This is a genomic window from Zoogloea sp. (assembly GCF_017302315.1).
Classification (GTDB): Bacteria; Pseudomonadota; Gammaproteobacteria; order Burkholderiales; family Rhodocyclaceae; genus Zoogloea.
In genome coordinates, this window is sequence record NZ_JAFLDT010000038.1 from 17,106 (window position 1) to 38,407 (window position 21,302).

The window sequence follows — 21,302 nt, forward strand, 5'->3', positions numbered from 1 at the left end:
GTTGCGGGAGGGCGGGCCACCGGAGAGATCCGCGTCGCGAATGGTCGCACGAAAATGCTCCGCTGGAGCAGGGCAGACAGCCGGACTTACTGACCGGCCTCGCCTTCGCGGATCCATACGAGGAGTTGTTCGGGTGGCATCGGGCGGGCCACGCCGAAGCCCTGGATGAGATGACAGCCGAGCGCCAGCAGGGCCTGGCGGTGGGCCGCGGTTTCCACGCCCTCGGCGATCACTTCACGGCGGAAAGCTGCGGCGAGGCCGATGACACTCTGGACGATGGCCAGATCATCGTTGTCGTCGAGCATGTCGCGGACAAAGGACTGGTCGATCTTGATGGTCTGCACCGGCAAGCGGCGCAGGTAGGTAAGGGAGCCGTAGCCCGTGCCGAAGTCATCCAGAGCGAACCGCACGCCCAGCTGCTGACAGGCCTCCATGATCCGGGATACGGCACCGATGTCGCTGAAGGAAGTGGATTCAAGGATCTCCAGTCCCAGCATGCCGTCAGGGAGGCGGGGATGGCCGGCGAGCAGCGCCTCAAGGTAGGCGATGAAGCCGGGGTGAGCCAGATGATTGGGTGAAACATTGACGCTGACCGGCAGGGGGTGGCCGGCGTCGGAAAAGGCCTGGATCTCATTGACCGCGGTCGCGAGGATCCAGTTACCCAGCTCGATCTCGAAATCCGAATCCATGACGGCAGGCAGGAATTCTCCGGGCAGGATCAGTCCGTGCTGGGGATGGCGCCAGCGCAGCAAGGCCTCGACACCGATCAGACGGTTCCGGCGGATATCCACCTTGGGTTGGTAATGAAGCTCGAGCTCCCGGTCGTTCAGCGCGGATTCGACCCGGGCCAGGGCGGCCCGATGGGCGCGCAGGCTGCGGTCGCGCTCCGGGTCAAAGAGGTGGAAGCAGTTGCCGCCGGCCTGTTTGGCCAGGTACATGGCCTGGTCCGCGTGGCGCAGCAGGGTGTCGGGGTCGGCGCCGTCGAGGGGGAACAGGGTGATGCCGATGCTCGCGCTGACCTGCAGCTCCCGTCCGCGGATGGTGACCGGTTCGGCGATGCCGGCGAGCAGCCTGGCAAAGACCTGCTCGCATTCCTCGCTGTGCTCCAGCCCATTGTAGATCAGGGCAAACTCGTCTCCGCCCATGCGGGCCACCGTGTCGCCGGCGCGGGACGCGGCCTGCAGGCGGCGGGCGATCTCCACCAGCAGGAGGTCGCCCACTTCATGGCCGTGGCCGTCATTGACGGGTTTGAAGCCGTCCAGGTCCAGGTAGGCCACGGCCGCCAGGGTAGCGTTGCGTTCGGCCTGGGCCAGGGCCATTTGCATGCGGTCAGCGAGGAGGCTGCGGTTGGGTAGCTGGGTGAGGGCATCGTGGTAGGCCAGGTGTTCCAGGTGACGCTGGCTTTCCTTGATCTCGGTGATGTCCGAGAACAAGCCAACGTAGTGGGTCGTCTGGCCGGCCTGGTCGCGGACCGCCGAGATGTTGCCAAGCTGGGCGAAGAGTTCGCCGTTCTTCTTGCGGTTCCACAGCTCGCCCTGCCAGACCCCGTCACGGATCAGGCCGCGCCACATATCGGCGTAGAACTCGGAAGTCTGCAGGCCAGAGCGCAGGAAGCGGGTGTTGCGCCCGATGATTTCCGAGCGCAGATAGCCGGTGATCCGGCAGAAGGCGTCGTTCACGTCGAGGATGTTGGCGGCGGTGTCCGTGATCACGATGGATTCGTGGGCATGACGGAAAACGCTGGAGGTGAGGCGGAGGTTTTCGCTGGCCTCCCGCTCCAGGCTGATATCGGAGAGGCTGCCGATCATCCGCAGGGCCTGGCCATCGGGGGTGTACTCCACCACTTTGCCCCGGTCGCGCACCCACACCAGGCGACCCGAAGCGTGGCGCACCCGGTATTCACAGAGGTAAGGGCCTTGGCCGGAGAGGCAGCGCTCCAAGGCTTCCGCCATGACCCCACGATCCTCCTCGGCAATCAGGTCGCGGAACCCGACCGCCGTGTGCCCCGCGAAGCCGGGGTCCAGTCCGAGCAGCTCGCAGCCACGCACATTGCGGGTGACCCGGTCGGTACGCATGTCCCAGTCCCAGATCCCTTCGCCGATGGCGGCAAACACGTATTCAAGCTGCTTGCGGCTTTCAGCCAGTCGGCCAAGGGCCTCCTCAAGGGGGGAGCAGGGGTCTGGGGTGGAGTCGGCAGAGGTGGTGGGGGGCGTCATCCAGCGTCAGGATCATCAACAGTGCCCGCATGATGCGCCATAGGCGGAAATTCGTTAATACGCCCCAGGGTTATCCCCAGCACCGTGTCCGGGATAACCCTGCGGCCATCAATGGTGCAGTGCGTGCTCCTGCATCCAGATCTGCATGTTCGCTGCAGGCATGGGGCGGGCGACCCCATGCCCCTGGATCTGGTGGCATCCCAGCTTGAGCAGCGCCTGACGGTGACGCGGTGTCTCGACACCTTCTGCGATGACCTCGCGGTGGAAGGCCGCAGCCAGGCCGATCACACCTTGCACGGTGGCGAGATCGTCGTCGTCTGTGAGCATGTTGTGGATGAAGGAGCGATCGATCTTGATGCTCCGCACGGGCAGGCTGCGCAGGCTGTTAACCGCGCCGTAGCCGATGCCGAAGTCGTCGATGGCGAAGCTCACGCCGAGGCTGTTGCATTCTTCCATGATGGCCGCAATGCGCTTCAAGTCACCCAAGGTGGCGGTTTCCAGCACCTCCAGCTGGAGCAGGCTGGCGTCCACCCGAGAGTGGGCATCCAGGACGGCTTTGAGGTGGGGTACGAAATCCGGGTGAAGCAGGTGACGCGCGGAGATGTTGACACTCATCGGCGTGGCGAAACCCGCCTGGCACCAGCTGTCCAACTGGGCAACGGCAGTGGCCAGCACCCAGTTGCCGAGTTCTATCTCGAAGCGCGACTCGCTGACCATGGGCAGAAACTCACCGGGCAGACGCAGGCCGAGTTGCGGGTGCTTCCAGCGGATGAGGGCCTCGATGCCCGTCAGGTGATTGGAACGGGCGTCCATCTTGGGCTGGTAGTGGAGCTCCAGCTCACCATCGCAGAGCGCCGACTCGACGCGGATCTGCGCATCCCGGTGGGCCCGCAGGGCGCGGTCGCGCTCCCGGTTGAAGAGGTGAAAACAATTGCGGCCGGCCTGCTTGGCCAGATACATGGCCCGATCGGCATGGCTCAGCAGGGTTTCCGGATCGGAACCGTCCAGGGGAGACAGGGTTACGCCGATACTGGCGGTCACGCGCAGCACCATGCCCTCGATGATGATCGGCTCGGCAATGCTGGCGAGCAGGCGGGCGAAGATCTGCTCGCATTCGTCACTGTGTTCGAGACCATTGTAAATCAGCGCGAATTCATCGCCACCCAGGCGGGCGACCGTATCGCCGGCCCGGGTCGAGGCCTGCAGGCGACGGGCGATCTCCACCAGCAGCAGGTCGCCAGCGTCGTGACCAAGGCTGTCGTTGACCGGTTTGAAACCGTCCAGGTCCAGGTAGGCCACGGCGGCCAGGGTGTGGTTGCGCTCTGCCTGGGCAAGCGCCATCTGCATGCGGTCGGCGAGCAGGCTGCGATTGGGGAGCTGGGTCAGGGCATCATGGTAGGCCAGGTGCTCCAGATGGCGCTGGCTCTCCTTCATGTCGGTAATGTCGGTGAAGAGGCCTACGTAGTGGGTGGTCTGACCGGCCTCGTTGCGCACCGCCGAGATGTTGCCAAGTTGGGCATAGAGTTCGCCGTTTTTCTTGCGATTCCAGGTTTCGCCCTGCCAGGTGCCTGTTTCAAGTAGCTGGGCCCAGAGCTGTTCATAGAAGGCCGGCTCGTGCAAGCCGGATCGTAGGATGCGCATGTTCCGGCCGATGACCTCATCCCGCGCGTAGCCGGTCAGGGTGCAGAAGCTGTCGTTCACCTCGAGAATGCAGGCGTTCGGGTCGGTGATGATGATGCTCTCGTGGGCGTGGCGGAACACGCTGGCGGTGAGGCGCAGGTAGTCCTCGGCGGCAACCCGGGCGGTGACGTCGTTGAGGGTGCCGGAGGTACCGATGATCTCGCCAGCCTCGTTGAGCTGCGCCCGGATGAAGATGTCCATCCAGCGATGACTGCCATCCCGGCATTGCAGGCGCAGGGTGACACTGCAGTGGGAGAGAGTGCGGGCAATGATCGGCTTGAAGGCACTGTATTTGTGCGCACGGTCATCCGGATGGAGGAAGTCACCGAAGTTGCGCCCAAGGGATTCCTCGACCGTGTAGCCGCTGATGTCGGTCCAGGCAGGGTTGAGGAGCTCCCAGTTGCCGCGCGTATCGGTCTGAAAGATCACCTCGCGGACATTGTTGAAGACCTGCTGGTAACGGGCCTGGCTCTCCTGGAGGGCCTCGGCGGTCTCCCGGGCAAGCGTGATATCGGCGATGCTGCCGACCATGCGCAGAGGCTGGCCGTGCTCGTCCAGCTCCACCACATCACCCCGGTCACGCACCCACAGGTAGTGTCCGTCGGAATGGCGGATGCGGTACTCGCAGCAGTAGGCGCCACCACCACACAGACAGATGTCGATGACCCTGGAGACCCGCGACCGATCGTCCGGATGCACCAGCGCCAGCAAGAGCGCCGACGGGTGCGACATGTGGCTTTCATCAAGCCCGAGCAATTCGCACCAGCGCGGATTATGGGAAACCCGGTCGGTGAGCAGATCCCTGTCCCACACGCCCTCGCCGATGGTGGCCAGGACGTAGGCGAGCTGGGTCTTGTCGTGGCGGGAGGCCGCCTCCTGGCGCATGCGCTCGCTGATGTCGCAGGCGAACCCGAGCGTACCGACGATGCGGCCGTCACGGCTGCGCACGGGTGCCTTATAGGTTTCGAACCAGGTGGGCGTGCCCTTGTCATTGATCTCCTCGATCATGGTGCGGGGGCGACCGCTGTCCATCACGTCAACGTCCTGGGCGCGATAGAGCTCCGCCTTCTCTCGCGGCCACAGATCCAGATCCGTCTTCCCGAGCACCGCCTGGGGAGAGACTTGCCCGCAGGATTCTGCGAAGCTCTGATTGACGATCAGGAAACGCCCCTGGCGATCCTTCAGCCATAAGAGCAGCGGCAGGCCATTGATCAGGGTTGCGGCGCAGGGCGCATCCAGTTGCGCGGCATCGGCAGGCTCAAGCGCCAGTGCCGAGAGCGGTGTTTCGCCGGGCAGGCCGGCCTGCCAGGCCTTGACCAGGGTACTTGCATCGAGCGTCTTCTGCTGCTCACCCGGCTCGCCCACCGGAATGGCCCCAAGGCCACGGGTGATCAGGCAGGAAAGCGCATCGAACAGGGTACATTCGGGCGACAGATGGCTCTCGGCATGGTGGCTGTCCGTCGGGGTAGGCTCGTGTTTCATCCTGATCTGGTCCTGGTGACGCGGTTTTGATCCGATCATGCCCGCCCGGCCCGGCACCACTAAGGTAGAAATTCCCGAATTCATGACGACGGCGTCGACGAAGTGAGGCCGATGCGGTCATAGTTCATGAATTTGGAGCGCCCGCTTTTCAGACTTGCGCGATCAAGTGCAACCGGGGCGACGATCAATGACAGACCCTGCACGGGCTCGAGACCCCATCCCGGGCAAGCAGGCGCTACGCATGCGGGGAGGCGCAGAGCCTATTCATAAAGGGGTAGAAGGGCCCCGGCGACCTATCGGGACCGATGGACGAGGTTAGAATCTGCGCTGGGCGTGTCGCCCGGTTCGAAAGTCACTGCCATGTCCATCGACAAAATCGATATCCCCGGCCTCCTCAGCCGGATGCCGCTCTTCAGCGCCCTGTCCCCCGAAGACCTCGCCCACATGGCCTCCGCCACCCGCGAGAAGCGCCTGCAGAAGGGCGACCGGCTGTTTCAGCGGGGCGACCAGCCCAAGGGTTTCTTCCTGGTGGTCTGGGGGCAGGTCAAGCTGGCCTTCACCTCGGCCCAGGGCAATGAAAAGGTGGTGGAGATCCTGGGGCCGCTGCAGAGTTTCGGTGAGGCCGTGATGTTCCTCGACCAACCTTACCCGGTGCTGGGTGAGGCCCTGGCCGATACCCTGGTGCTGCATATCGGTGCTGCCGCGGTGTTCGGGCAGATCGAGCAGGATCCGCGCTTTGCCCGAAAGCTGCTGGCGGGGATGTCCATCCGCCTCCACTCGATGGTGCGGGACGTGGAGTCCTACGCGCTGCGCTCTTCCACCCAACGGGTCATCGGCTACCTGCTCCAGCTTGCCGAGAGCGTTCCGTGCGTCGCCCAGGGTGAACGGGCAGTGGAGCTGCCCACCAGCAAGCAGGTGATCGCCTCACGCCTGAGCCTGACCCCGGAAACCCTGTCACGCATCTTCCATGAGCTGTCCGACGCGGGGCTGATCTCGGTACAGGGCAAGCACATCGTCATCCATGACGCCGCGAAGCTCGCCGAACACGACTGAGCCCCTGCCTTGCCTGGATGGGCCGGATGAATACTGGCATTGGTGCCCTGAAGGCGACTCACCCGATGGGTGAAGGCGTGACACAGCCGCTGGCCCGGGCAGCGTGGCGGATATGAACAGCAACCTCTCCACCGTCACTGATCTCGGTACGATGGGTAAAGCCGTTGCGGCGCAGCACGTCGTAAAGGGGCGTCGGCTCACGGTAGAGCAGCAGGATCACCTCGCCCCCGGGCGGCAGGACATCGAGGGCCTCGAGTGTGAGGTTGAGGGGCTCGGGCGGCATCAGTCCACGAGCATCGACAATCACGGGAGCAGGGCTTGGCGTCATTTCGGTACATCCTCCGCAAGAGGGACGGGGCAGGCTCCACAGGGTGGCCCCGGAGACCGCCGTCGGCCTTGACTCCGCTCAAGCCACCCGCGCATTCCACGCCGGGCCGTGCCGCCCGCATGGCCTGATGCTACATTCCGCGCCATGCTGAACGAGATTCCATCGTGAAGGAAGGCTCCGCCCTCCTCATCGCCCTGCTCCTCGCAGTGGCGATCGCCTATTGGTCGGACCACTACCGGCTGGTCGATTCCCCGCAAACGGAGCGGGAAGCCGACGCCCGGCCCAGTCCGGCCTTGCCTCCTGCCTCACCCCCGCCTGCGCCCGAACGACTGGAGGTCGTCGTTCCCGCCGACGCGGCATCCCGAGCGGCCCTGTGCGAGGAACTGCTGGAGGTGATCCGCGGGGTCGATGCGGCCCTGCAGCTACCCCAGTCTCCGGCCACCATCGAACAGCTCACCACCCGCCGCCGGGTGTACCAGGAGAAGCGCGCCACCCTGGATTGCTGATCGCGCCGCGGGGCTCAGTGGCTGGTGCCTTCCGAGCGCTGGATCTTGTTGAACAGGTTGTACTTGCCGATGGGCTTGCTCGCCGGCAGGCGCTTGATCTCCTTGAAGGTACCCGCGTCGAGGAAGATCAGGGCGCCGTCCTTTTCCATCAGGCTGGCGATCACGTAGCGGCCATGGCGGTCGAACTCCACATGGGCGAAGGTCTTGCCCGGTTCCGGGCGGATCTGCGCCACCACCGCAAGGCTGCGCTTGTCGATGACCTGCAGGGTGTCGCGGGCAGTGGGGCTCATCATCGAATCGACCCAGGCATAGGGGCTGTTCTCGTGGCTACGCAGGAAGAAGCCTGGTCCCAGGGTGGGGATGGTGGCCACGGTCTGCCAGTTCTTGAGGTCGATCACGCTGACGGTGGCGTCCTTGAGGTGGGTGCTGGCGGCCACCCGGCGCCCCTTGTACTGCCACGAGATCCCCGAGCCCAGGTGGGGCATGCCGGCAAGGTCGAGCTCGGCGATCTTGCGCCGGGCGTCCAGGTTGACCACCTGACCACGCCCCTCCCGGGAGGTGCCCAACACTTCGCTGTAGTCCTGGGTGAAGAAAAAATCGTCCAGTACGTGTTCCAGCGGGCTGCGCCGGGGGTTCAGAAAACCGGGAATGAAGGCCCCCTCGCGGTACTTGTAGTCGTGCACGAAGCCGGTGGCGATGTCCTGGGCGGCAGGGTCATAGCTGATCTCCCACAACTCGGGAATGTCCTTCAGCGCGGCCACAAAGCTGTGCCGCGGTGCCGCGTCGTACACCGCCGAAATGCGTGATCGCACGTCTCCCTTGAGGTTGGCGCCATCGATCACCCTGAGCAGGCGGAGGTCCACGTCGAAGATTGCCAGGTTGCCCGGCAGGTAGTTGGCGACGGCGATGTAGCGGCCATCTGCCGACACGGCCGCGTTGCGGGTATTGATGCCCGCCCTCACTTCAGCGATGACTTGGAGGTTCCAGATGTCGAACTTGCTGATCCAGCCGTCCCGGGAGGCGAAATACACGTAGCGTCCGTCGGGGCTGAACTTGGGCCCACCGTGCAGGGCGTAGCGGGACGGAAAGCGGTGGATGCGCTCCATTCGATCGCCATCCAGCACGCTGACGTGGTGATCGCCCGCCTCGACGACAATGAAGAGGTTCATCGGGTCGGCCGTGGCCACCGCGCCCTGGCGCGTGTCAGGCAGGCTGCCCTTGGGGAAGTGCTCCACCCGCGACGCGCGGATGTCGGCTTCGCTCCAGCTGGGGGGCGGGCTGACCGGTGAGTAGATCCAGCCGGTGAGGGTCTCGATCTCGTCGGCGCTGAGCACCTGGCCGAAGGCGGGCATCTGGGTGGCGGGGCGACCGTCGCGGATGGTGGCCTGGGCGTCCTTGCGCTTCAGGCGCTCCAGGCTCTCGGGCAGCAGGGCCGGGCCCATGCCCCCCAAGCGGGCGGCGCCGTGGCAGGTGAGGCAGTGCTGGCTGTAGAGGCTGGCGGCGGCGTCGGCCCGGGCGCTGTGGCTGCCGAGGGCCAACACGGCCAGGGCGAGGAAGGAGAGCAGGCGGTTCATCGCGCGGTTCCGGTGGGGGCTCATGCGGGTTGCAGGCGTACCCAGGGCTGCACTTCCAGGCGCTCGCCCTCGGCCACGCCGATCTCGGCGTTGTCCAGGTAGCAGCCCGGGTCTTCTTGCCAGGGGTCGTTGGTGAGCTGCTGGGCACGCACCCGGGTGTTGCCGTTGCACATCGCCAGGTAGCGGCATTCGGCACAGCGCCCCTTCACCGGACGGGGCGACCGCTTGAGGCCGGCCATCAGCGGGTCGGAGGTGTCGTTCCAGATGTCGCCGAAGGCACGCTCCCGCACGTTGCCCAGGGTGTGGTGCCACCACATGGTGTCCGGGTGCACATTGCCCAGGTTGTCGATATTGGCCACATTCACTCCGCTGGAGTTCCCTCCCCACTGCATGAGCTTTGCCTCGATGTGGGCAGCCCGCAGGGGAAAGCGGCGTCGCACCCATTGCAGGAAGAAGGGGCCGTCGGCATCGTTGTTGCCGGTGGTGAAGTCCTTGTCGAGCCCGCGCTGCTCGCAGTTCCAGGCGGTTTCGAAGAGCAGCTCGAGGGCCTCGCGGGTGAGCTGGTGACGGGCATCGTCGGCGCGGTTCTTGTTGCCCCGGCCGGCGTAGTTGAGGTGGGAGAAGTAGAAGCGGTCGATACCCTCGTCCTCCACCAGTTGCAGCACGCCGGGCAGATCGGCGGCGTTGTCCTGGGTCATGGTGAAGCGCACCCCCACCTTCACACCCAGATCGCGACAGTGGCGCAGGCCGGCCAGGGAGCGGTCGAAGGCACCCTCCAGGCGGCGAAAGCGGTCGTGGGTATCGCGGATGCCGTCCAGGCTGACACCCACATAGTCGAAGTCCACCGCAGCGATGCGGTCGATGTTGTGCTCGTCAATCAGCGTACCGTTGGACGACAGGCCTACATAAAAGCCCATGGCCTTGGCCCGCCGGGCGATCTCGAAGATGTCGGGCCGCAGCAGGGGTTCGCCCCCCGAGAGGATCAGCACCGGCACCCGGAAGGCCTTCAGGTCGTCCATGACCCGGAACACTTCCCCGGTGTCCAGCTCGCCGGCAAAGTCCTTGTCGGTGGAGATGGAGTAGCAATGCTTGCAGGTGAGGTTGCAGCGCCGGATCAGGTTCCAGATGACCACGGGCCCGGGCGGCTGGCGACGGGAGCCAGAGGATGTCGGGGTGGCGACTTCACGAATGTAGCTGGAGATGCGGAACATGGCGCGGCCTTCCGGAAGAGTCTGGGAGGATTGTCCGCGCCTGCCCATCCTCACAGCCTTGATGGGTATCAACCTGGCCCGGGATGCACAATGGACACGAACGGCATGGCCGTCCGTGAAAGAATGGCGCACCCGCCGCTTTCCCCGCCGCGCCAAGGCATCCGGGCAGGGCATTTGTCATGGGCAACAAGCAAAAACAACCGTAAAATTAACAAAATCACTATATTTAATATATTCGCTTGAGCATCGGAACCCCATCATGGACAACCCGGAAGGCAGCCCCCCTCATACCGAGCGCTACCGGAGCACCGTTCTGGTCGTGGACGACGAGCCCGTCAACCGCATGGTGCTGGAAGGGGTGTTGCCCGACCACGTAAGGGTGATCACGGCTGACAGCGGCATCAGCGCCCTGAAGGCGGCCGCGGGAGAACCTCGGCCCGACGTGATTCTCCTCGATGTCATGATGCCGGACATGGATGGCTTTGAAGTGCTGACCCGCCTGCGCGAAACACCCGCCACACGGGACATCCCCGTGATCCTGGTAACGGCCCTGATGGACGAGAACAGCGAGCAGCGCGGCTTTTCCCTGGGCGCCGCGGACTACATTCACAAACCCGTTCGCGCCGCCGTGGTGAATGCCCGGGTCCAGGTCCAGCTGGAAGCCAAGGCCGCACGAGACATGCTCGACCGCAACAACCAGCGCCTGCGCCACAAGGTCGAAAGCGGTACCCAGGCCCTCGAGACCGCGCAGATGCAACTCATGCGAGCGGAAAAAATGGCCTCCCTGGGGCAACTCGCCGCGGGCATCGCCCACGAGATAAACAACCCGGTGGGATTCGTGGGTTCCAACCTGGGCACGCTGGAAACCTATGTCAGGGATCTCCTGGCCCTGGTCGATGCCTACGACCGCGGCGTGAGCAGCCTGCCGGATGCCACGCCGTTTGCGGAGGCTGCTGCCCTGCGTGATCGACTCGACTTCGGCTTTCTGCGTGAAGACATCCTGTCCTTGCTGCGGGAATCGGCCGACGGGGTGGACCGGGTGCGCCGGATAGTCAGTGACCTGAAGGACTATTCCCACACCACCTCGGCGGAATGGCATTGGGCGGACCTGCACCAGGGCCTGGAGTCCACCCTCAACATGGCGCGCAACCAGATCAAATACCACTGCACCGTGGTCAAGGAATTTGGCGAGCTGCCCCATGTGTTCTGCGTGGGTGCGCAGCTCAACCAGGTATTCATGAACCTGATCGTCAATGCCGCCCAGGCCATTCCGGATCAGGGGGAGATACGCCTGCGCACCGGACGCAAGGGAGACGACCATGTGTGGATCAGCGTGACGGACACCGGCAAGGGGATTCCGGCAGAAGATCTGCAGCGCGTCTTCGAACCCTTCTACACCACCAAGCCCGTGGGCCAGGGCACCGGCCTGGGCCTGTCCCTGTCATGGGGCATCATCGAGCGCCATCATGGCCACATCGATGTGCATAGCGAGGTGGGCAAGGGCACCACGTTCACCGTCACCCTGCCCATCGAACCGACCCCTGAAGCCACCGAGCCGTGACGGAAGCGGGCCTTTCCCCGGGTCAGTGCCCACCCCAGGGCATCACCGGCACGGTGGAGATGCTATTGACCGGGGCACCCTCAATGAGCTTTCGGCTGATGGCGACATAGACCAGCGTGTTGTTGGCCTTGTCCCACATGCGCACGACGCGGGTTTCCTTGAAGACCAGGGACGTGTCTTCCGAAAAGATGGTCTCACTCTCGGGCAGCCTGGCCGGCAGGCTGATGGGGCCGGTCTGGCGGCAAGCCAGGGAAAACTGGGACGGATCCTGGGCGAGACCCAGGCTGCCCGACACGCCACCGGTACGCGCCTGACTGACATGGCAGGTCACGCCGGGCACCTTGGCATCCTTGAAGGCCTCCACGCACACCTTGTGGTTGGCACCGATCAGCTTCCAGGTGGTGGTGACACAGCCGATCTCTTCGGACTGTGCAAGGCCAGGGGCGGACAGGGCCAGGCTGACCAGCAGGGGGAGGGTGGACAGGATCTTCATCGGGGGCTTCCTTTTACGGGGGCGGCATGACAATGGCCGGCCTCTACTGACAGAATGGGCGGCACGCCGACAGTCGGCGTCCTTGTCTCAAACCACTGTAACCCAAAGCCATGGCCCTTGTTCATCCGGAAGGCTGGCGCGAGCTGAAGGCAATCGGCGCAGCCCAGCGTGAAATCGAAACCCTCGCCCTCCTTGCCGACGGCCTGGACGACAGCTACACCCTCTACCACGGCGTGCACTGGACGCGGATCGCCCAAGGTGATCACGCCCTTGTCGGCGAGATCGACTTCGCCATCGTGGGGCCGACGGGCAAGGTGCTACTGGTCGAACAGAAATCGGGCTTCCTGGCGGAGACGCCGGAGGGGCTGGTGAAGCGCTATGCCGATCGGGACAAGAACGTTCCCCTGCAACTGGCACGCAATGTGGATGCCCTGACCCAACGCCTGCGGGCGGCCTGCGGGGGCGAGGCGGTGCCGGTGGACGCCCTGTTGTACTGCCCCGATTACCTGGTGAAGCAGGCCGGCACAGCCGGGATCGACCCCGCCCGCATCGTCGATGCCACGAAACGCGACTTCCTGGTGCCCATCATCCGCGCCCTCCTGCCCGCCCACGGTGAGGCCGTGCGCGACCGGGCGCGTGTCCACCGCTTTCTGGGGGACGTGCTGCAACTGGTGCCTGAAGTACATGCGGTGGTCGGCGATGCCCATGCCATCTATACCCGCCTGTCCGGTGGTCTTGCTGAATGGGCCCGGCGCATCGAATGCAGCCCCTTTCGCATACGCGTGATCGGCACGGCAGGGTCGGGCAAGACCCAACTGGCCATGGCCGCCTACCGGGATGCCCTGGCGGCCGGGCGGCGCCCCCTTTACGTGTGCTACAACCGCCCCCTGGCCGACCACATCGCCTTGATTGCCCCGGCGGGAGGCGAAGTGGCCACCTACCACCAGCTCGCCGACCGGCTCAGCCGCGCCCTCGGGCAGGTGCCCGATTTCAGCCAGCCGGGCGTGTTTGACCGGTTGGAGGCCTTTCTGGATGGGTACGCGCCCTCCGCTGCCGACCGCTTTGACGAGATCATCATCGATGAAGGGCAGGATTTCCGAGCGGGATGGGCCGACAATCTGTTGCGCTTCCTTCGCCCCGATGGTCGCGCCTGGTGGCTGGAAGACCCCCTGCAAAATCTGTACGGCCGCCCCGAGACCGCCCTGCCGGGCTGGGTGACCCTGCGCTCCGAGACCAATTACCGCAGCCCACGGGACATCCTCGCCACCCTCCGCCTGCTCCTGCCCCTGGCCGAGCCGGTGATGGCCGGCAGCCCCCTGACGGGGCCCGAGGTGGACATCCTCACCTATGCCAATCCGGACGAGCTGGTGACCCGCTCGGTGGGTGCCATTACAAAGGCCATCGGCCTGGGGTTCAAGCGCAGCCATATCGCCCTGATCAGTTACCGGGGGCGGGAGCATTCGGCCCTCAGCCCCTTCACCCGGATCGGGCCGTACAGCCTCCGTGCCCCCACCGGCCACTATGACCTGCTGGGCAATCCGGTGCTGACCGAGGGGGACATCCTCATCGACTCGGTGCTGCGTTTCAAGGGCAGGGCGGCACCCTGCGTGATCCTCACCGAGATCGATTTCGACAGCCTCGACGACAAGGCCATGCGCCGACTCTTCGTGGGTGCCACCCGGGCGACCATGAAGCTCACTCTGGTGGTTTCGGAAGCCTCGGCCGCCGTGCTGCAGGCGCGGCTTGAGCAGGGGTGAAACCGGACCGCCCGGTCGATCCGCTCCCGGCGCTCAGCCCGGGGGCTGCGCAACGAAGTCCAGCACGTCCTGAATGAAACGGGTCCGCTCCCACAGGTGAGGCGCGTGATCGACGCCGTCATAGATGCGCAGCAGGGCGTTGGGGATGCTGTCGCGCACGTATTCGGCCGTGTCGGCGGAGTAGAAGTTGCTGGCCCCGCCATACACCAGCAGCGCCGGGATGGAGATGGTCTTGAGCACATCCCGGTAATCGGCCGCGGTGAGGCTGGCCCAGCAGTCGATCAGCGGCCGCGGGTCCAGGGCACGCAGGCGCTGGCGGGCAGTCTCGATGCCGGAAGCGTTTTCCAGGTACTTGGCGAGGGCGCGCGGGTTGTGACCGAAGGCCGCGAGACGCAGGACGCTTTCTGCGAAATCGCTTTCCAGCTCACCCATGAACTGCACATTGCGGCGATGATCGAAATCGCCATAGATGCCGCGCTGCCAGCCGGCATCGGTAAGGAGCTTGGGCGACTGGTCGATGAAGACCACCCGGGACAGGCGGGCACTGCCGAAGTCTCGGAGATACTGCCACAGGGTCAGGGCGCCCATCGAGTGGCCCGCCACCACGGCCTGCTCGAGGCCGTAATGATCCAGCAGCGTGTGCAGATCCCGGGCCATGCGCGCCACCGTCGGCACGCTGGCGGACTTGAGGGCATGGCCGCCATGACCGCGGGCGTCCCAGCGGAACACCCGGTGGCTGGCTTCGAATGCCTCCAGGAAGGGGTTCCAGTCCCGGTGGGTCGAGGTCCAGCCATGAAGCAGCACCAAGGGCGTTCCGCGGCCGGAGATCTTCAGATGGATTCGTTCGCCATCGTCGGTGGAGAAAAAGTCCATGGGGCAATCGATGGAATCAGGAAAGCCCGAGTATATGACGTGCACGGAAACCGGCAACACCGCAAGACACCGACACACGGTGCTTGCGAAGGCATCACGAACATGTCGAATCTGCCACGGGAAACCCGGGCAAGCCGGGCCGCGCCGTGGCGTCTTCACGCCCGTTCAGCGATTGAACCAGCGCAGCACCGTGCCCCAGTCGTGGAGATCGAGGCGTGTCACCTCGCCACAGGCAAAGTCCAGACCCAGCCAGTGTTCCGGCGGCAGACCCAGCAGCTGCCCGGCCAGGGCGCGCAGGGGGCCGCCATGGGCAACCACGACCGCAGCCGGCGGGTTGGCCCCGCGCAGGCAGGCCAGAAAGTCGAGGGCGCGGGTCGCCATCTGGCGGGGCGACTCGCCCCCCGGCGGGGCAAAGTCGAGGGGCGCTGCCGACCAGGCGTCCAGTGCGGCCTGACCGATCTCGTCGAAACTGCGGCCCTCCCACTCGCCGAAGTGGATTTCCATCAGGCGTGGATCCACCTCGGGGCTGCCCAGGGCCTCGGCCAGCAGGCGGGCACGGCGCAAGGGGCTGGCATAGAGCGCGTAGGCACCGGGCAGCAGCGGACGTATGCGCTCGGCCACCGCCAACGGCGACTCGGCGAGACCCAGGTCGGTCTGTCCATAACATGTCCCCGGCAGCACCTCGGGCCGGGGATGACGGATCAGGTAAAGCTCCATGCCGCGAGAACTCCAAAGTAGATGGCCAATTCGGCCACCTGCTGGGTGGCACCCAGGCAATCACCGGTATAGCCCCCCAGCCGCCGGGCAAAGGTGCGCATCGCCAGCACCGCGGTGACGACGGTGAACGCCAGCACGAACAGGGCTTCCCGGGGGCTCAACAGCAGCAGGGGCAGGATCCCTCCCAGGGTTGCAATGCCCAGCTCGGCCGCCGTGGGGCGGCGGGCAACGGACGCGGACTTGGCGCTGTCATCGGCACGGGCGTAGTCGAGTACGGCCATCAGGCTCACCGCGGCGAGCCGGGACAGGGGATGGGCCACCAGCAGGGCGGCGATCAGGGGGTAGTCCTCCTCGGCCGCGAGATCGGCCAGGGCCAGGTACTTGGCGAGGAGCATCACCACCAGACCGATGGTGCCATAGCTGCCGATCCGCGAATCCTTCATGATCGCCAGGATCTGCGCCCGGCTCCAGCCACCGCCAAGCCCATCGCACGTGTCGGCCCAGCCGTCCTCATGGAAGGCACCGGTGGCACGGATGCTCGCCGCCATGGCCAGGACAATGGACAGGTCGACGGGCAGCACCTGCACCGCCAGCCCATATACCGCGGCACTGATCAGACCGATGATCCAGCCCACCCAGGGCAGGAAGCGGGCCGCCTGGCCCAGCTTTTCCGGAGCAAACTCAACCCAGCCGGGTACCGGCAGGCGGGTGAAGAAGCCAAGGGCGATGAAGAAGAGTTCGACCTGGGTTCGGATCATGGATGGCCGCCGACACTCATGGCTGACCGCTCACACCGGCTGACTCGAAACTCGCCATCTCGTTGAGGAAGTTCACGGCCGCCTGCACCAGTGGATACACCAGCGCGGCACCCGTGCCCTCCCCGAGGCGCAGATCGAGCTGAACCAGGGGCTCGGTATTGAAGTGGGCTAGTTGCACGGCATGGCCGGGCTCCTGGGAGCGATGGGCAAACACGCAGTAGTCGATGATCGCCGGGCACAGGGCGTGGGCCACCAGCAGGGCGCTGGTGACGATGAAACCATCAATGATCAGGACCATGCCGGATTCAGCGGCACCCAGCATGGCCCCGGCCATCATGGCGATCTCGAAGCCGCCATACTGCGCGAGGGCTTCCAGCGGGTCGGCAGGCCGTCCGCCGCGGGCCACCGCCCGGGCCAGGAGCTGGCGCTTGCGGGCCAGGCCGGCATCATCCAGCCCGGTACCGCGGCCGATCACGATGTCGAGCTCGGCACAGGTCAGGCAGTGGGTCAGCAGTGAAGCCGATGCGGTGTTGCCAATGCCCATCTCGCCAAAGCCCACCACATTGCAGCCCTGCCCTGCCAGTTCGCGGGCCAGTTCGCGACCGCGGGCCATGGCCGTGTCGCGCCCGGCCGCATCCATGGCCGGCATTTCCAGATAGTTGGCGGTGCCCGGGGCCACCTTGGCATCGATCAGGCCGGGACGCTTGCCGAAATCCCGCGCCACACCCGCGTCCACCACCGAAAGGGCCATGCCTGTCTGGCGGGCAAAGACATTGATCGCGGCCCCACCGGCCAGGAAGTTTTCGACCATCTGCCAGGTCACTTCTTGAGGATAGGCCGACACGCCGGCCCTGGCCGCACCATGATCGCCTGCAAAGACCAGCATGTGCGGTCTGCGCAACACCGGCGCAAGTGATTGCTGGATCAAGCCGATCTGGCGGGCAAGCCCCTCAAGCCGCCCAAGTGAGCCAAGGGGCTTGGTCTTGGTGTCGATACGCTGCTGGAGGGCCGCCGCAAGACCGCGGTCGGGACGAACAATGGTGAAGGTCATGAAGCGCATCAGCCGGCAGGGTCAAGGCCGCGGATGCTAGGACGGAGCGACCTGAATTACAAGCGCCGCTTCACCCCACGTACCGGCAGCGCACCGGTACGGCAAACACACTCAACTGCTCAGGTCACGCCGGCCGTTGCCGCGCACCTGGAAGACGACACGCCGACTGTTGCGGACCTGGCTTTCCCAGGCGCGCTTGAGTACGAAGCGCAACTCATAATCGCCCGGCGCTTCACCAACCACCAGAAAGATCTGGCTGCCGCGTCGGCGAGCGCCCTCCTGATCATCGGTTCGTTCCAGCGTGACCCGGAGTGGGGTGGCGGATGAATCCACATACCAGGTGGCACCGCTGCCGGGCTGGGACGGAAGGGCTATCCGGCAGGGCTGGCCTACACCACCGGCAAGACGCTGGGTATCCATGGTATCGACGCCTCCCCCTGTAACTTATTGTGTCAGAAGGGATATTGCGCTGCGACGGGCGTAATTGCAGTGAGCCGTCACACCCTTCCGATGTGACTTAATTCCACCCCTTTCGCATGGAAAATGCGATACGACTACACGCGCGCCCCCACGCCCCCGCCTTCAGCCCTTCAGCTTCAGCGGCAAGCCGGCGGCAACCAGCGTGACCCCTCCGCACAGGGCCGCCACCGCCTGATTGAGGCGGCCGGCTTCGTCCCGGAAGAGCCGCCCTAGAGGCGTTTCGGGGACCAGTCCGAAACCCACCTCGTTGGCCACGAACAGCACTCGGCCCGGCAGCCCGGGGATAAGCCCGAGCAACGCAGCGCGCTCCGCCGCGAAGGCCGGCAGTTGCTCTGCGCCCTCACCGGGTGGCAAGGCTTCGGCCCCATCAAGCAGGTTGGCCAGCCATAAGGTCAGGCAGTCGACCACCACGCAGCGGCCCTCCGCTGCTTCGGCCGCGAGCGTGACCGCCAGCCCGCGCGGCGCCTCCACCACCGTCCAGCCGATCGGTCTATCCGCCTGGTGGCGGGCGATGCGCACGCGCATCTCTTCGTCGAGGGCTTCAGCGGTGACGATCACATGCACCGGCAGGCCACTCTCGACAGCACGTTGTTCGGCAAGCCGGCTCTTGCCCGAACGGGCGCCGCCGATGATCAATTCACAGGGCATAAGGGGTTCTCGAGCATTCCGTGCACGTCAACCATTTTCGGGAAGTATCTGATTTCGGTGGTATTATCGCAGGCTGTCTGGTGCAGCAGCAGCTATTCCGGACAAACGTGTTCCAGGTGCTCCACGGTCCTCCGGACCAGGAGTTAAACGGGAAACAGGTGCGCGCGCTTCTCGCCGAAGCCGCAATGCCTGTGCTGCCCCCGCAACGGTAAGCAAGCGCAAGGTGTATCACACCGCCACTGGGCCACTGGCCTGGGAAGGCGATGCACCACGTCCGGTTCGGCATTTTCTGCCCTATCGGCCCAGCTTGTGAGCCCGGATACCGGCCTTGATCACATGAAGCGGCAGTGCCACGGGGTGGTGGCGACAAGCGCGGTCATGGAACTTCCCGGACCTTCCCTGCAAGACCTCCCCTGCACGGCCAAGCACAATCGAGCTGGTGGCGGGGACGCTGCCGGTCAAGGGAGAAACCATCAGATGATCATCCGCCTTTCCGCCGCCGCCATCGCGGTCGCATCCGCCTTTCCCCTCGCCGCTGTGGCCGCCGAGACCGAGCAACCCACCGTGACCGTAACGGCCACCCGCCAGGCCCAGCGTGCCGACGAGGCCATCGCCGACACCACGGTGATCGACCGGGAAAGCATCGAACGCGCCGGCCCGAGCTTCTCGCTGCCCGAACTGCTGGCCCGCCAGCCCGGCATCCAGATGAGCTCCAACGGCGGCCCGGGCAAGGCCACCGACATCTCCATCCGCGGCACCAATTCCAAGCACACCCTGTTTCTGGTGGACGGCATGCGCCTGGGCTCAGCCACCCTCGGCACCGCCGCCTGGCAGGACATCCCCCTGTCCCAGATCGAACGCATCGAGATCGTCCGTGGGCCAGCCTCGGCCCTGTATGGTGCCGACGCCATCGGCGGCGTGATTCAGGTCATCACCAAGAAGGGCAGCGGCGAACCGAAGATCAATGCCTTCGTGGGCGCCGGCAGCTACGGCACCCGTGAAGTCTCCGCCGGCGTGGCCGGAGGTACCGAACAGCTCTCCTACTCGGCCCGCGGTGGCTACTCCCATACCAACAGCTTCAGCGCCCAGAACCGCAAGCTGTCCACCTACAACGCCGACAACGACCTGTACCGGAACGGCAATTTCTCGGGGAACTTCGCCTGGCGCCCTGCCGCCGGTCACGAACTCGGCGGCTCGGTGCTGTATGCCGAAAGCCGCTCCATGTACGACTCGGGCCGCAGCTACAACAACTACAACAACGCCACCCAGAGCGCCTGGAACCTCTACAGCCGCAACCGCTTCACCGACATCTGGACCAGCACCGTGCGCTTCGGCCAGTCCATCGACGACTACGAGAACTTTGCGTCCTACGCACCCACGGGCGCCACCATCAAGACCACCCAGAACCAGTTCATGTGGCAGCACGATGTGCGCCTGCCCATAGGCAGCCTGCTGGCCGCCTACGAGAACCTGCACCAGAAGGCCACCAACGAAGGCACCTTTGATGTCAGCCGGTCGGTCAACTCCTTCCTGCTGGGGTGGACTGCCGGCATCGGCGCCCACAAGCTGCAGCTCAACGCCCGCCACGACGACAACTCCCAGTACGGCGGCAAGACCACCGGCTACGCCGGCTATGGCTACCAGATCCTGCCCACCCTGCGCGTCCAGGGCAGTGTCGGCTCCGCCTTCCGAGCCCCCACGTTCAACGAACTCTACTACCCTGGCTTTGGCAATCCCGACCTGAAGGCCGAAAACGCCTACAACAAGGAAGTCGGCCTGCTGTGGGAGCAGGGCGGCCACAACCTGAGCGCCACCTATTACCGCAACCGCATCAGCAACCTGATCGCCAACGACCAGAACTTCATCCCCCGCAACGTGGCCAACGCCAAGCTTGAGGGGCTCACCCTGGGTTACGGCGGGCAGCTAGCCGGCTTCGACCTGACCGCGAGCCTGGACTTCCTCGACCCGAAGGACGCCGACACGGGCAAGCGCCTGCAGCGCCGTGCCAACAAGTTCGCCAACCTTTCCATCAGCCGGCGTATCCAGGCGCTCACCCTGGGTGTCGAGTGGCGCGGCTCCGGCGACCGCTACGACCGGGCCAACGAGATCCGGCCGCTGGGCGGCTATGGCGTACTCAACGCCTATGCCAAGTACGCCCTGAACCAGGAATGGGCCGTTGAAGGGCGGATGAACAACCTGCTCGACAAGCAATACGAGACCGCCTACGGCTACAACACCCCCGGCGCCAACGTCTTCTTCGGCGTACGCTACGCACCCAAGTAAGACATGAACGGGGGGAGCATGGCCCAGGGGTCGGCAGCGACGGGCGGCATTGGCATTCATGCGGTACGCCGCCGCGCCGCGGCAGCACTGGCCGGCCTGGTGCTGACGGCCCTCGCCGCCTTCGCCTGGTCCCTCTCGGCCGGTGCCCTGCCGGTCTCCATCGACGACCTGTTTGTGGCCCTGACCGGCACAGAAGGCGGCATGGAGGCCGACATCATCCGCAACCTGCGCCTGCCCCGCGCGGTGGCGGCCTTTGCCTGCGGCGGCCTGCTGGCCCTGGCCGGCGCGCTGATGCAGGTGCTCCTGCGCAACCCCCTGGCCGACCCCTACGTGCTGGGGATCTCCGGCGGGGCTGCCGTCGGCGCGCTCGGTGCCATCCTGGCCGGTGCCGCGTCCGGGTGGATCGACGCGGGCGCTTTCGTCGGTGCCCTTGGTGCCACCCTGCTGGTCTTCGGGCTGGCCCACGGAGACGGGTCCTGGACCCAGACCCGTCTCCTCCTCACCGGCGTCATCGTAGCCGCCGGCTGCGGCGCGGCGGTGGCCCTGATGCTCAGCCTGGCCCCGGAGGGGCGAGTCAAAGGCATGCTGTTCTGGCTGATGGGCGACGCCAGCGGCGCCACCCGGCCATGGC

18 protein-coding genes and 1 riboswitch are annotated in these 21,302 nt (G+C 65.5%); of the genes, 6 read left to right on the forward strand and 12 right to left on the reverse strand.

What is annotated here, in order from left to right; genetic code table 11:
* Window positions 1-86 precede the first annotated feature (86 nt).
* On the reverse strand, window positions 87-2,216 hold the full coding sequence (locus J0L98_RS12575) for a GGDEF domain-containing phosphodiesterase (protein ID WP_296412123.1): 2,130 nt from the start codon (window positions 2,214-2,216) through the stop codon (window positions 87-89).
* Between the two features lie 108 nt (window positions 2,217-2,324).
* Entirely contained in the window at window positions 2,325-5,378 is a 3,054-nt protein-coding gene (locus J0L98_RS12580; RefSeq protein WP_296412124.1) for a PAS domain S-box protein, read from the reverse strand.
* Between the two features lie 360 nt (window positions 5,379-5,738).
* On the opposite strand from J0L98_RS12580, the gene J0L98_RS12585 reads away from it, so the two are divergent.
* The gene (locus tag J0L98_RS12585; protein WP_296407604.1) at window positions 5,739-6,431 is read left to right on the forward strand and encodes a Crp/Fnr family transcriptional regulator; all 693 of its coding nucleotides are present in this window, start codon (window positions 5,739-5,741) and stop codon (window positions 6,429-6,431) included.
* A gap of 58 nt (window positions 6,432-6,489) precedes the next feature.
* Here the strand turns inward: J0L98_RS12585 and J0L98_RS12590 are convergent, their stop codons facing one another.
* Window positions 6,490-6,759 (reverse strand): DUF2249 domain-containing protein, encoded by a 270-nt coding sequence (locus J0L98_RS12590; protein WP_296412125.1) that lies wholly within the window; start codon window positions 6,757-6,759, stop codon window positions 6,490-6,492.
* A gap of 164 nt (window positions 6,760-6,923) precedes the next feature.
* Between J0L98_RS12590 and J0L98_RS12595 the strand changes: the two genes are divergently transcribed.
* On the forward strand, window positions 6,924-7,265 hold the full coding sequence (locus J0L98_RS12595; protein ID WP_296412126.1) for a hypothetical protein: 342 nt from the start codon (window positions 6,924-6,926) through the stop codon (window positions 7,263-7,265).
* Window positions 7,266-7,279: 14 nt separating this feature from the next.
* Here J0L98_RS12595 and J0L98_RS12600 read toward each other — a convergent pair whose 3' ends face one another.
* Together J0L98_RS12600 and nirJ are read right to left on the reverse strand one after the other, a co-directional pair.
* Complete coding sequence (locus tag J0L98_RS12600) at window positions 7,280-8,839, reverse strand: nitrite reductase (RefSeq protein WP_296412127.1); 1,560 nt, start codon at window positions 8,837-8,839, stop codon at window positions 7,280-7,282.
* 20 nt (window positions 8,840-8,859) lie between these two features.
* Window positions 8,860-10,050, reverse strand: coding sequence for a heme d1 biosynthesis radical SAM protein NirJ (gene nirJ, locus J0L98_RS12605; protein ID WP_296412128.1), 1,191 nt, complete (start codon window positions 10,048-10,050; stop codon window positions 8,860-8,862).
* A gap of 259 nt (window positions 10,051-10,309) precedes the next feature.
* Between nirJ and J0L98_RS12610 the strand changes: the two genes are divergently transcribed.
* Complete coding sequence (locus J0L98_RS12610) at window positions 10,310-11,611, forward strand: ATP-binding protein (RefSeq protein ID WP_296412129.1); 1,302 nt, start codon at window positions 10,310-10,312, stop codon at window positions 11,609-11,611.
* A 22-nt stretch (window positions 11,612-11,633) separates the two neighbouring features.
* Here the strand turns inward: J0L98_RS12610 and J0L98_RS12615 are convergent, their stop codons facing one another.
* Entirely contained in the window at window positions 11,634-12,104 is a 471-nt protein-coding gene (locus tag J0L98_RS12615; RefSeq protein ID WP_296412130.1) for a CreA family protein, read from the reverse strand.
* 110 nt (window positions 12,105-12,214) lie between these two features.
* On the opposite strand from J0L98_RS12615, the gene J0L98_RS12620 reads away from it, so the two are divergent.
* The gene (locus J0L98_RS12620; RefSeq protein WP_296412131.1) at window positions 12,215-13,861 is read left to right on the forward strand and encodes an ATP-binding domain-containing protein; all 1,647 of its coding nucleotides are present in this window, start codon (window positions 12,215-12,217) and stop codon (window positions 13,859-13,861) included.
* A 33-nt stretch (window positions 13,862-13,894) separates the two neighbouring features.
* Here J0L98_RS12620 and J0L98_RS12625 read toward each other — a convergent pair whose 3' ends face one another.
* The 6 genes from J0L98_RS12625 to cobU form a co-directional block, all read right to left on the reverse strand.
* Window positions 13,895-14,734, reverse strand: coding sequence for an alpha/beta hydrolase (locus tag J0L98_RS12625; protein WP_296412132.1), 840 nt, complete (start codon window positions 14,732-14,734; stop codon window positions 13,895-13,897).
* A 165-nt stretch (window positions 14,735-14,899) separates the two neighbouring features.
* On the reverse strand, window positions 14,900-15,451 hold the full coding sequence (cobC, locus tag J0L98_RS12630; protein WP_296412133.1) for an alpha-ribazole phosphatase family protein: 552 nt from the start codon (window positions 15,449-15,451) through the stop codon (window positions 14,900-14,902).
* On the reverse strand, window positions 15,436-16,206 hold the full coding sequence (locus J0L98_RS12635; protein ID WP_296412139.1) for an adenosylcobinamide-GDP ribazoletransferase: 771 nt from the start codon (window positions 16,204-16,206) through the stop codon (window positions 15,436-15,438). The genes cobC and J0L98_RS12635 overlap by 16 nt, the downstream gene beginning before the upstream one ends.
* Before the next feature lie 19 nt (window positions 16,207-16,225).
* Window positions 16,226-17,260, reverse strand: a complete 1,035-nt coding sequence (gene cobT, locus J0L98_RS12640) for a nicotinate-nucleotide--dimethylbenzimidazole phosphoribosyltransferase (protein WP_296412134.1) — start codon at window positions 17,258-17,260, stop codon at window positions 16,226-16,228.
* A 111-nt stretch (window positions 17,261-17,371) separates the two neighbouring features.
* Window positions 17,372-17,680 carry a protease inhibitor I42 family protein gene (locus J0L98_RS12645; protein ID WP_296412135.1) on the reverse strand — a complete coding sequence of 103 codons (309 nt, stop codon included), beginning with the start codon at window positions 17,678-17,680 and terminating at the stop codon, window positions 17,372-17,374.
* 162 nt (window positions 17,681-17,842) lie between these two features.
* Window positions 17,843-18,388 (reverse strand): bifunctional adenosylcobinamide kinase/adenosylcobinamide-phosphate guanylyltransferase, encoded by a 546-nt coding sequence (gene cobU / locus J0L98_RS12650; RefSeq protein WP_296412136.1) that lies wholly within the window; start codon window positions 18,386-18,388, stop codon window positions 17,843-17,845.
* Window positions 18,389-18,485: 97 nt separating this feature from the next.
* Window positions 18,486-18,734, forward strand: a riboswitch (cobalamin riboswitch).
* 131 nt (window positions 18,735-18,865) lie between these two features.
* On the opposite strand from cobU, the gene J0L98_RS12655 reads away from it, so the two are divergent.
* Both J0L98_RS12655 and J0L98_RS12660 read left to right on the forward strand, forming a co-directional pair.
* Entirely contained in the window at window positions 18,866-20,671 is a 1,806-nt protein-coding gene (locus J0L98_RS12655; RefSeq protein ID WP_296412137.1) for a TonB-dependent receptor, read from the forward strand.
* Between the two features lie 3 nt (window positions 20,672-20,674).
* The coding region (locus J0L98_RS12660) for an iron chelate uptake ABC transporter family permease subunit (protein WP_296412138.1) at window positions 20,675-21,302 on the forward strand (628 nt) is incomplete at its 3' end.

What these genes read in the sequence shown, in the direction of transcription:
- cobT (WP_296412134.1), bottom strand. Translation starts at nt 17,260, where the DNA reads ATGACCTTCACCATTGTTCGTCCCGACCGCGGTCTTGCGGCGGCCCTC.
- cobC (WP_296412133.1), bottom strand. Translation starts at nt 15,451, where the DNA reads ATGGAGCTTTACCTGATCCGTCATCCCCGGCCCGAGGTGCTGCCGGGG.
- J0L98_RS12620 (WP_296412131.1), top strand. Translation starts at nt 12,215, where the DNA reads ATGGCCCTTGTTCATCCGGAAGGCTGGCGCGAGCTGAAGGCAATCGGC.
- J0L98_RS12580 (WP_296412124.1), bottom strand. Translation starts at nt 5,378, where the DNA reads ATGAAACACGAGCCTACCCCGACGGACAGCCACCATGCCGAGAGCCAT.
- J0L98_RS12600 (WP_296412127.1), bottom strand. Translation starts at nt 8,839, where the DNA reads ATGAACCGCCTGCTCTCCTTCCTCGCCCTGGCCGTGTTGGCCCTCGGC.
- J0L98_RS12625 (WP_296412132.1), bottom strand. Translation starts at nt 14,734, where the DNA reads ATGGACTTTTTCTCCACCGACGATGGCGAACGAATCCATCTGAAGATC.
- J0L98_RS12610 (WP_296412129.1), top strand. Translation starts at nt 10,310, where the DNA reads ATGGACAACCCGGAAGGCAGCCCCCCTCATACCGAGCGCTACCGGAGC.
- J0L98_RS12655 (WP_296412137.1), top strand. Translation starts at nt 18,866, where the DNA reads ATGATCATCCGCCTTTCCGCCGCCGCCATCGCGGTCGCATCCGCCTTT.
- nirJ (WP_296412128.1), bottom strand. Translation starts at nt 10,050, where the DNA reads ATGTTCCGCATCTCCAGCTACATTCGTGAAGTCGCCACCCCGACATCC.
- cobU (WP_296412136.1), bottom strand. Translation starts at nt 18,388, where the DNA reads ATGCCCTGTGAATTGATCATCGGCGGCGCCCGTTCGGGCAAGAGCCGG.
- J0L98_RS12615 (WP_296412130.1), bottom strand. Translation starts at nt 12,104, where the DNA reads ATGAAGATCCTGTCCACCCTCCCCCTGCTGGTCAGCCTGGCCCTGTCC.
- J0L98_RS12590 (WP_296412125.1), bottom strand. Translation starts at nt 6,759, where the DNA reads ATGACGCCAAGCCCTGCTCCCGTGATTGTCGATGCTCGTGGACTGATG.
- J0L98_RS12585 (WP_296407604.1), top strand. Translation starts at nt 5,739, where the DNA reads ATGTCCATCGACAAAATCGATATCCCCGGCCTCCTCAGCCGGATGCCG.
- J0L98_RS12645 (WP_296412135.1), bottom strand. Translation starts at nt 17,680, where the DNA reads ATGGATACCCAGCGTCTTGCCGGTGGTGTAGGCCAGCCCTGCCGGATA.
- J0L98_RS12575 (WP_296412123.1), bottom strand. Translation starts at nt 2,216, where the DNA reads ATGACGCCCCCCACCACCTCTGCCGACTCCACCCCAGACCCCTGCTCC.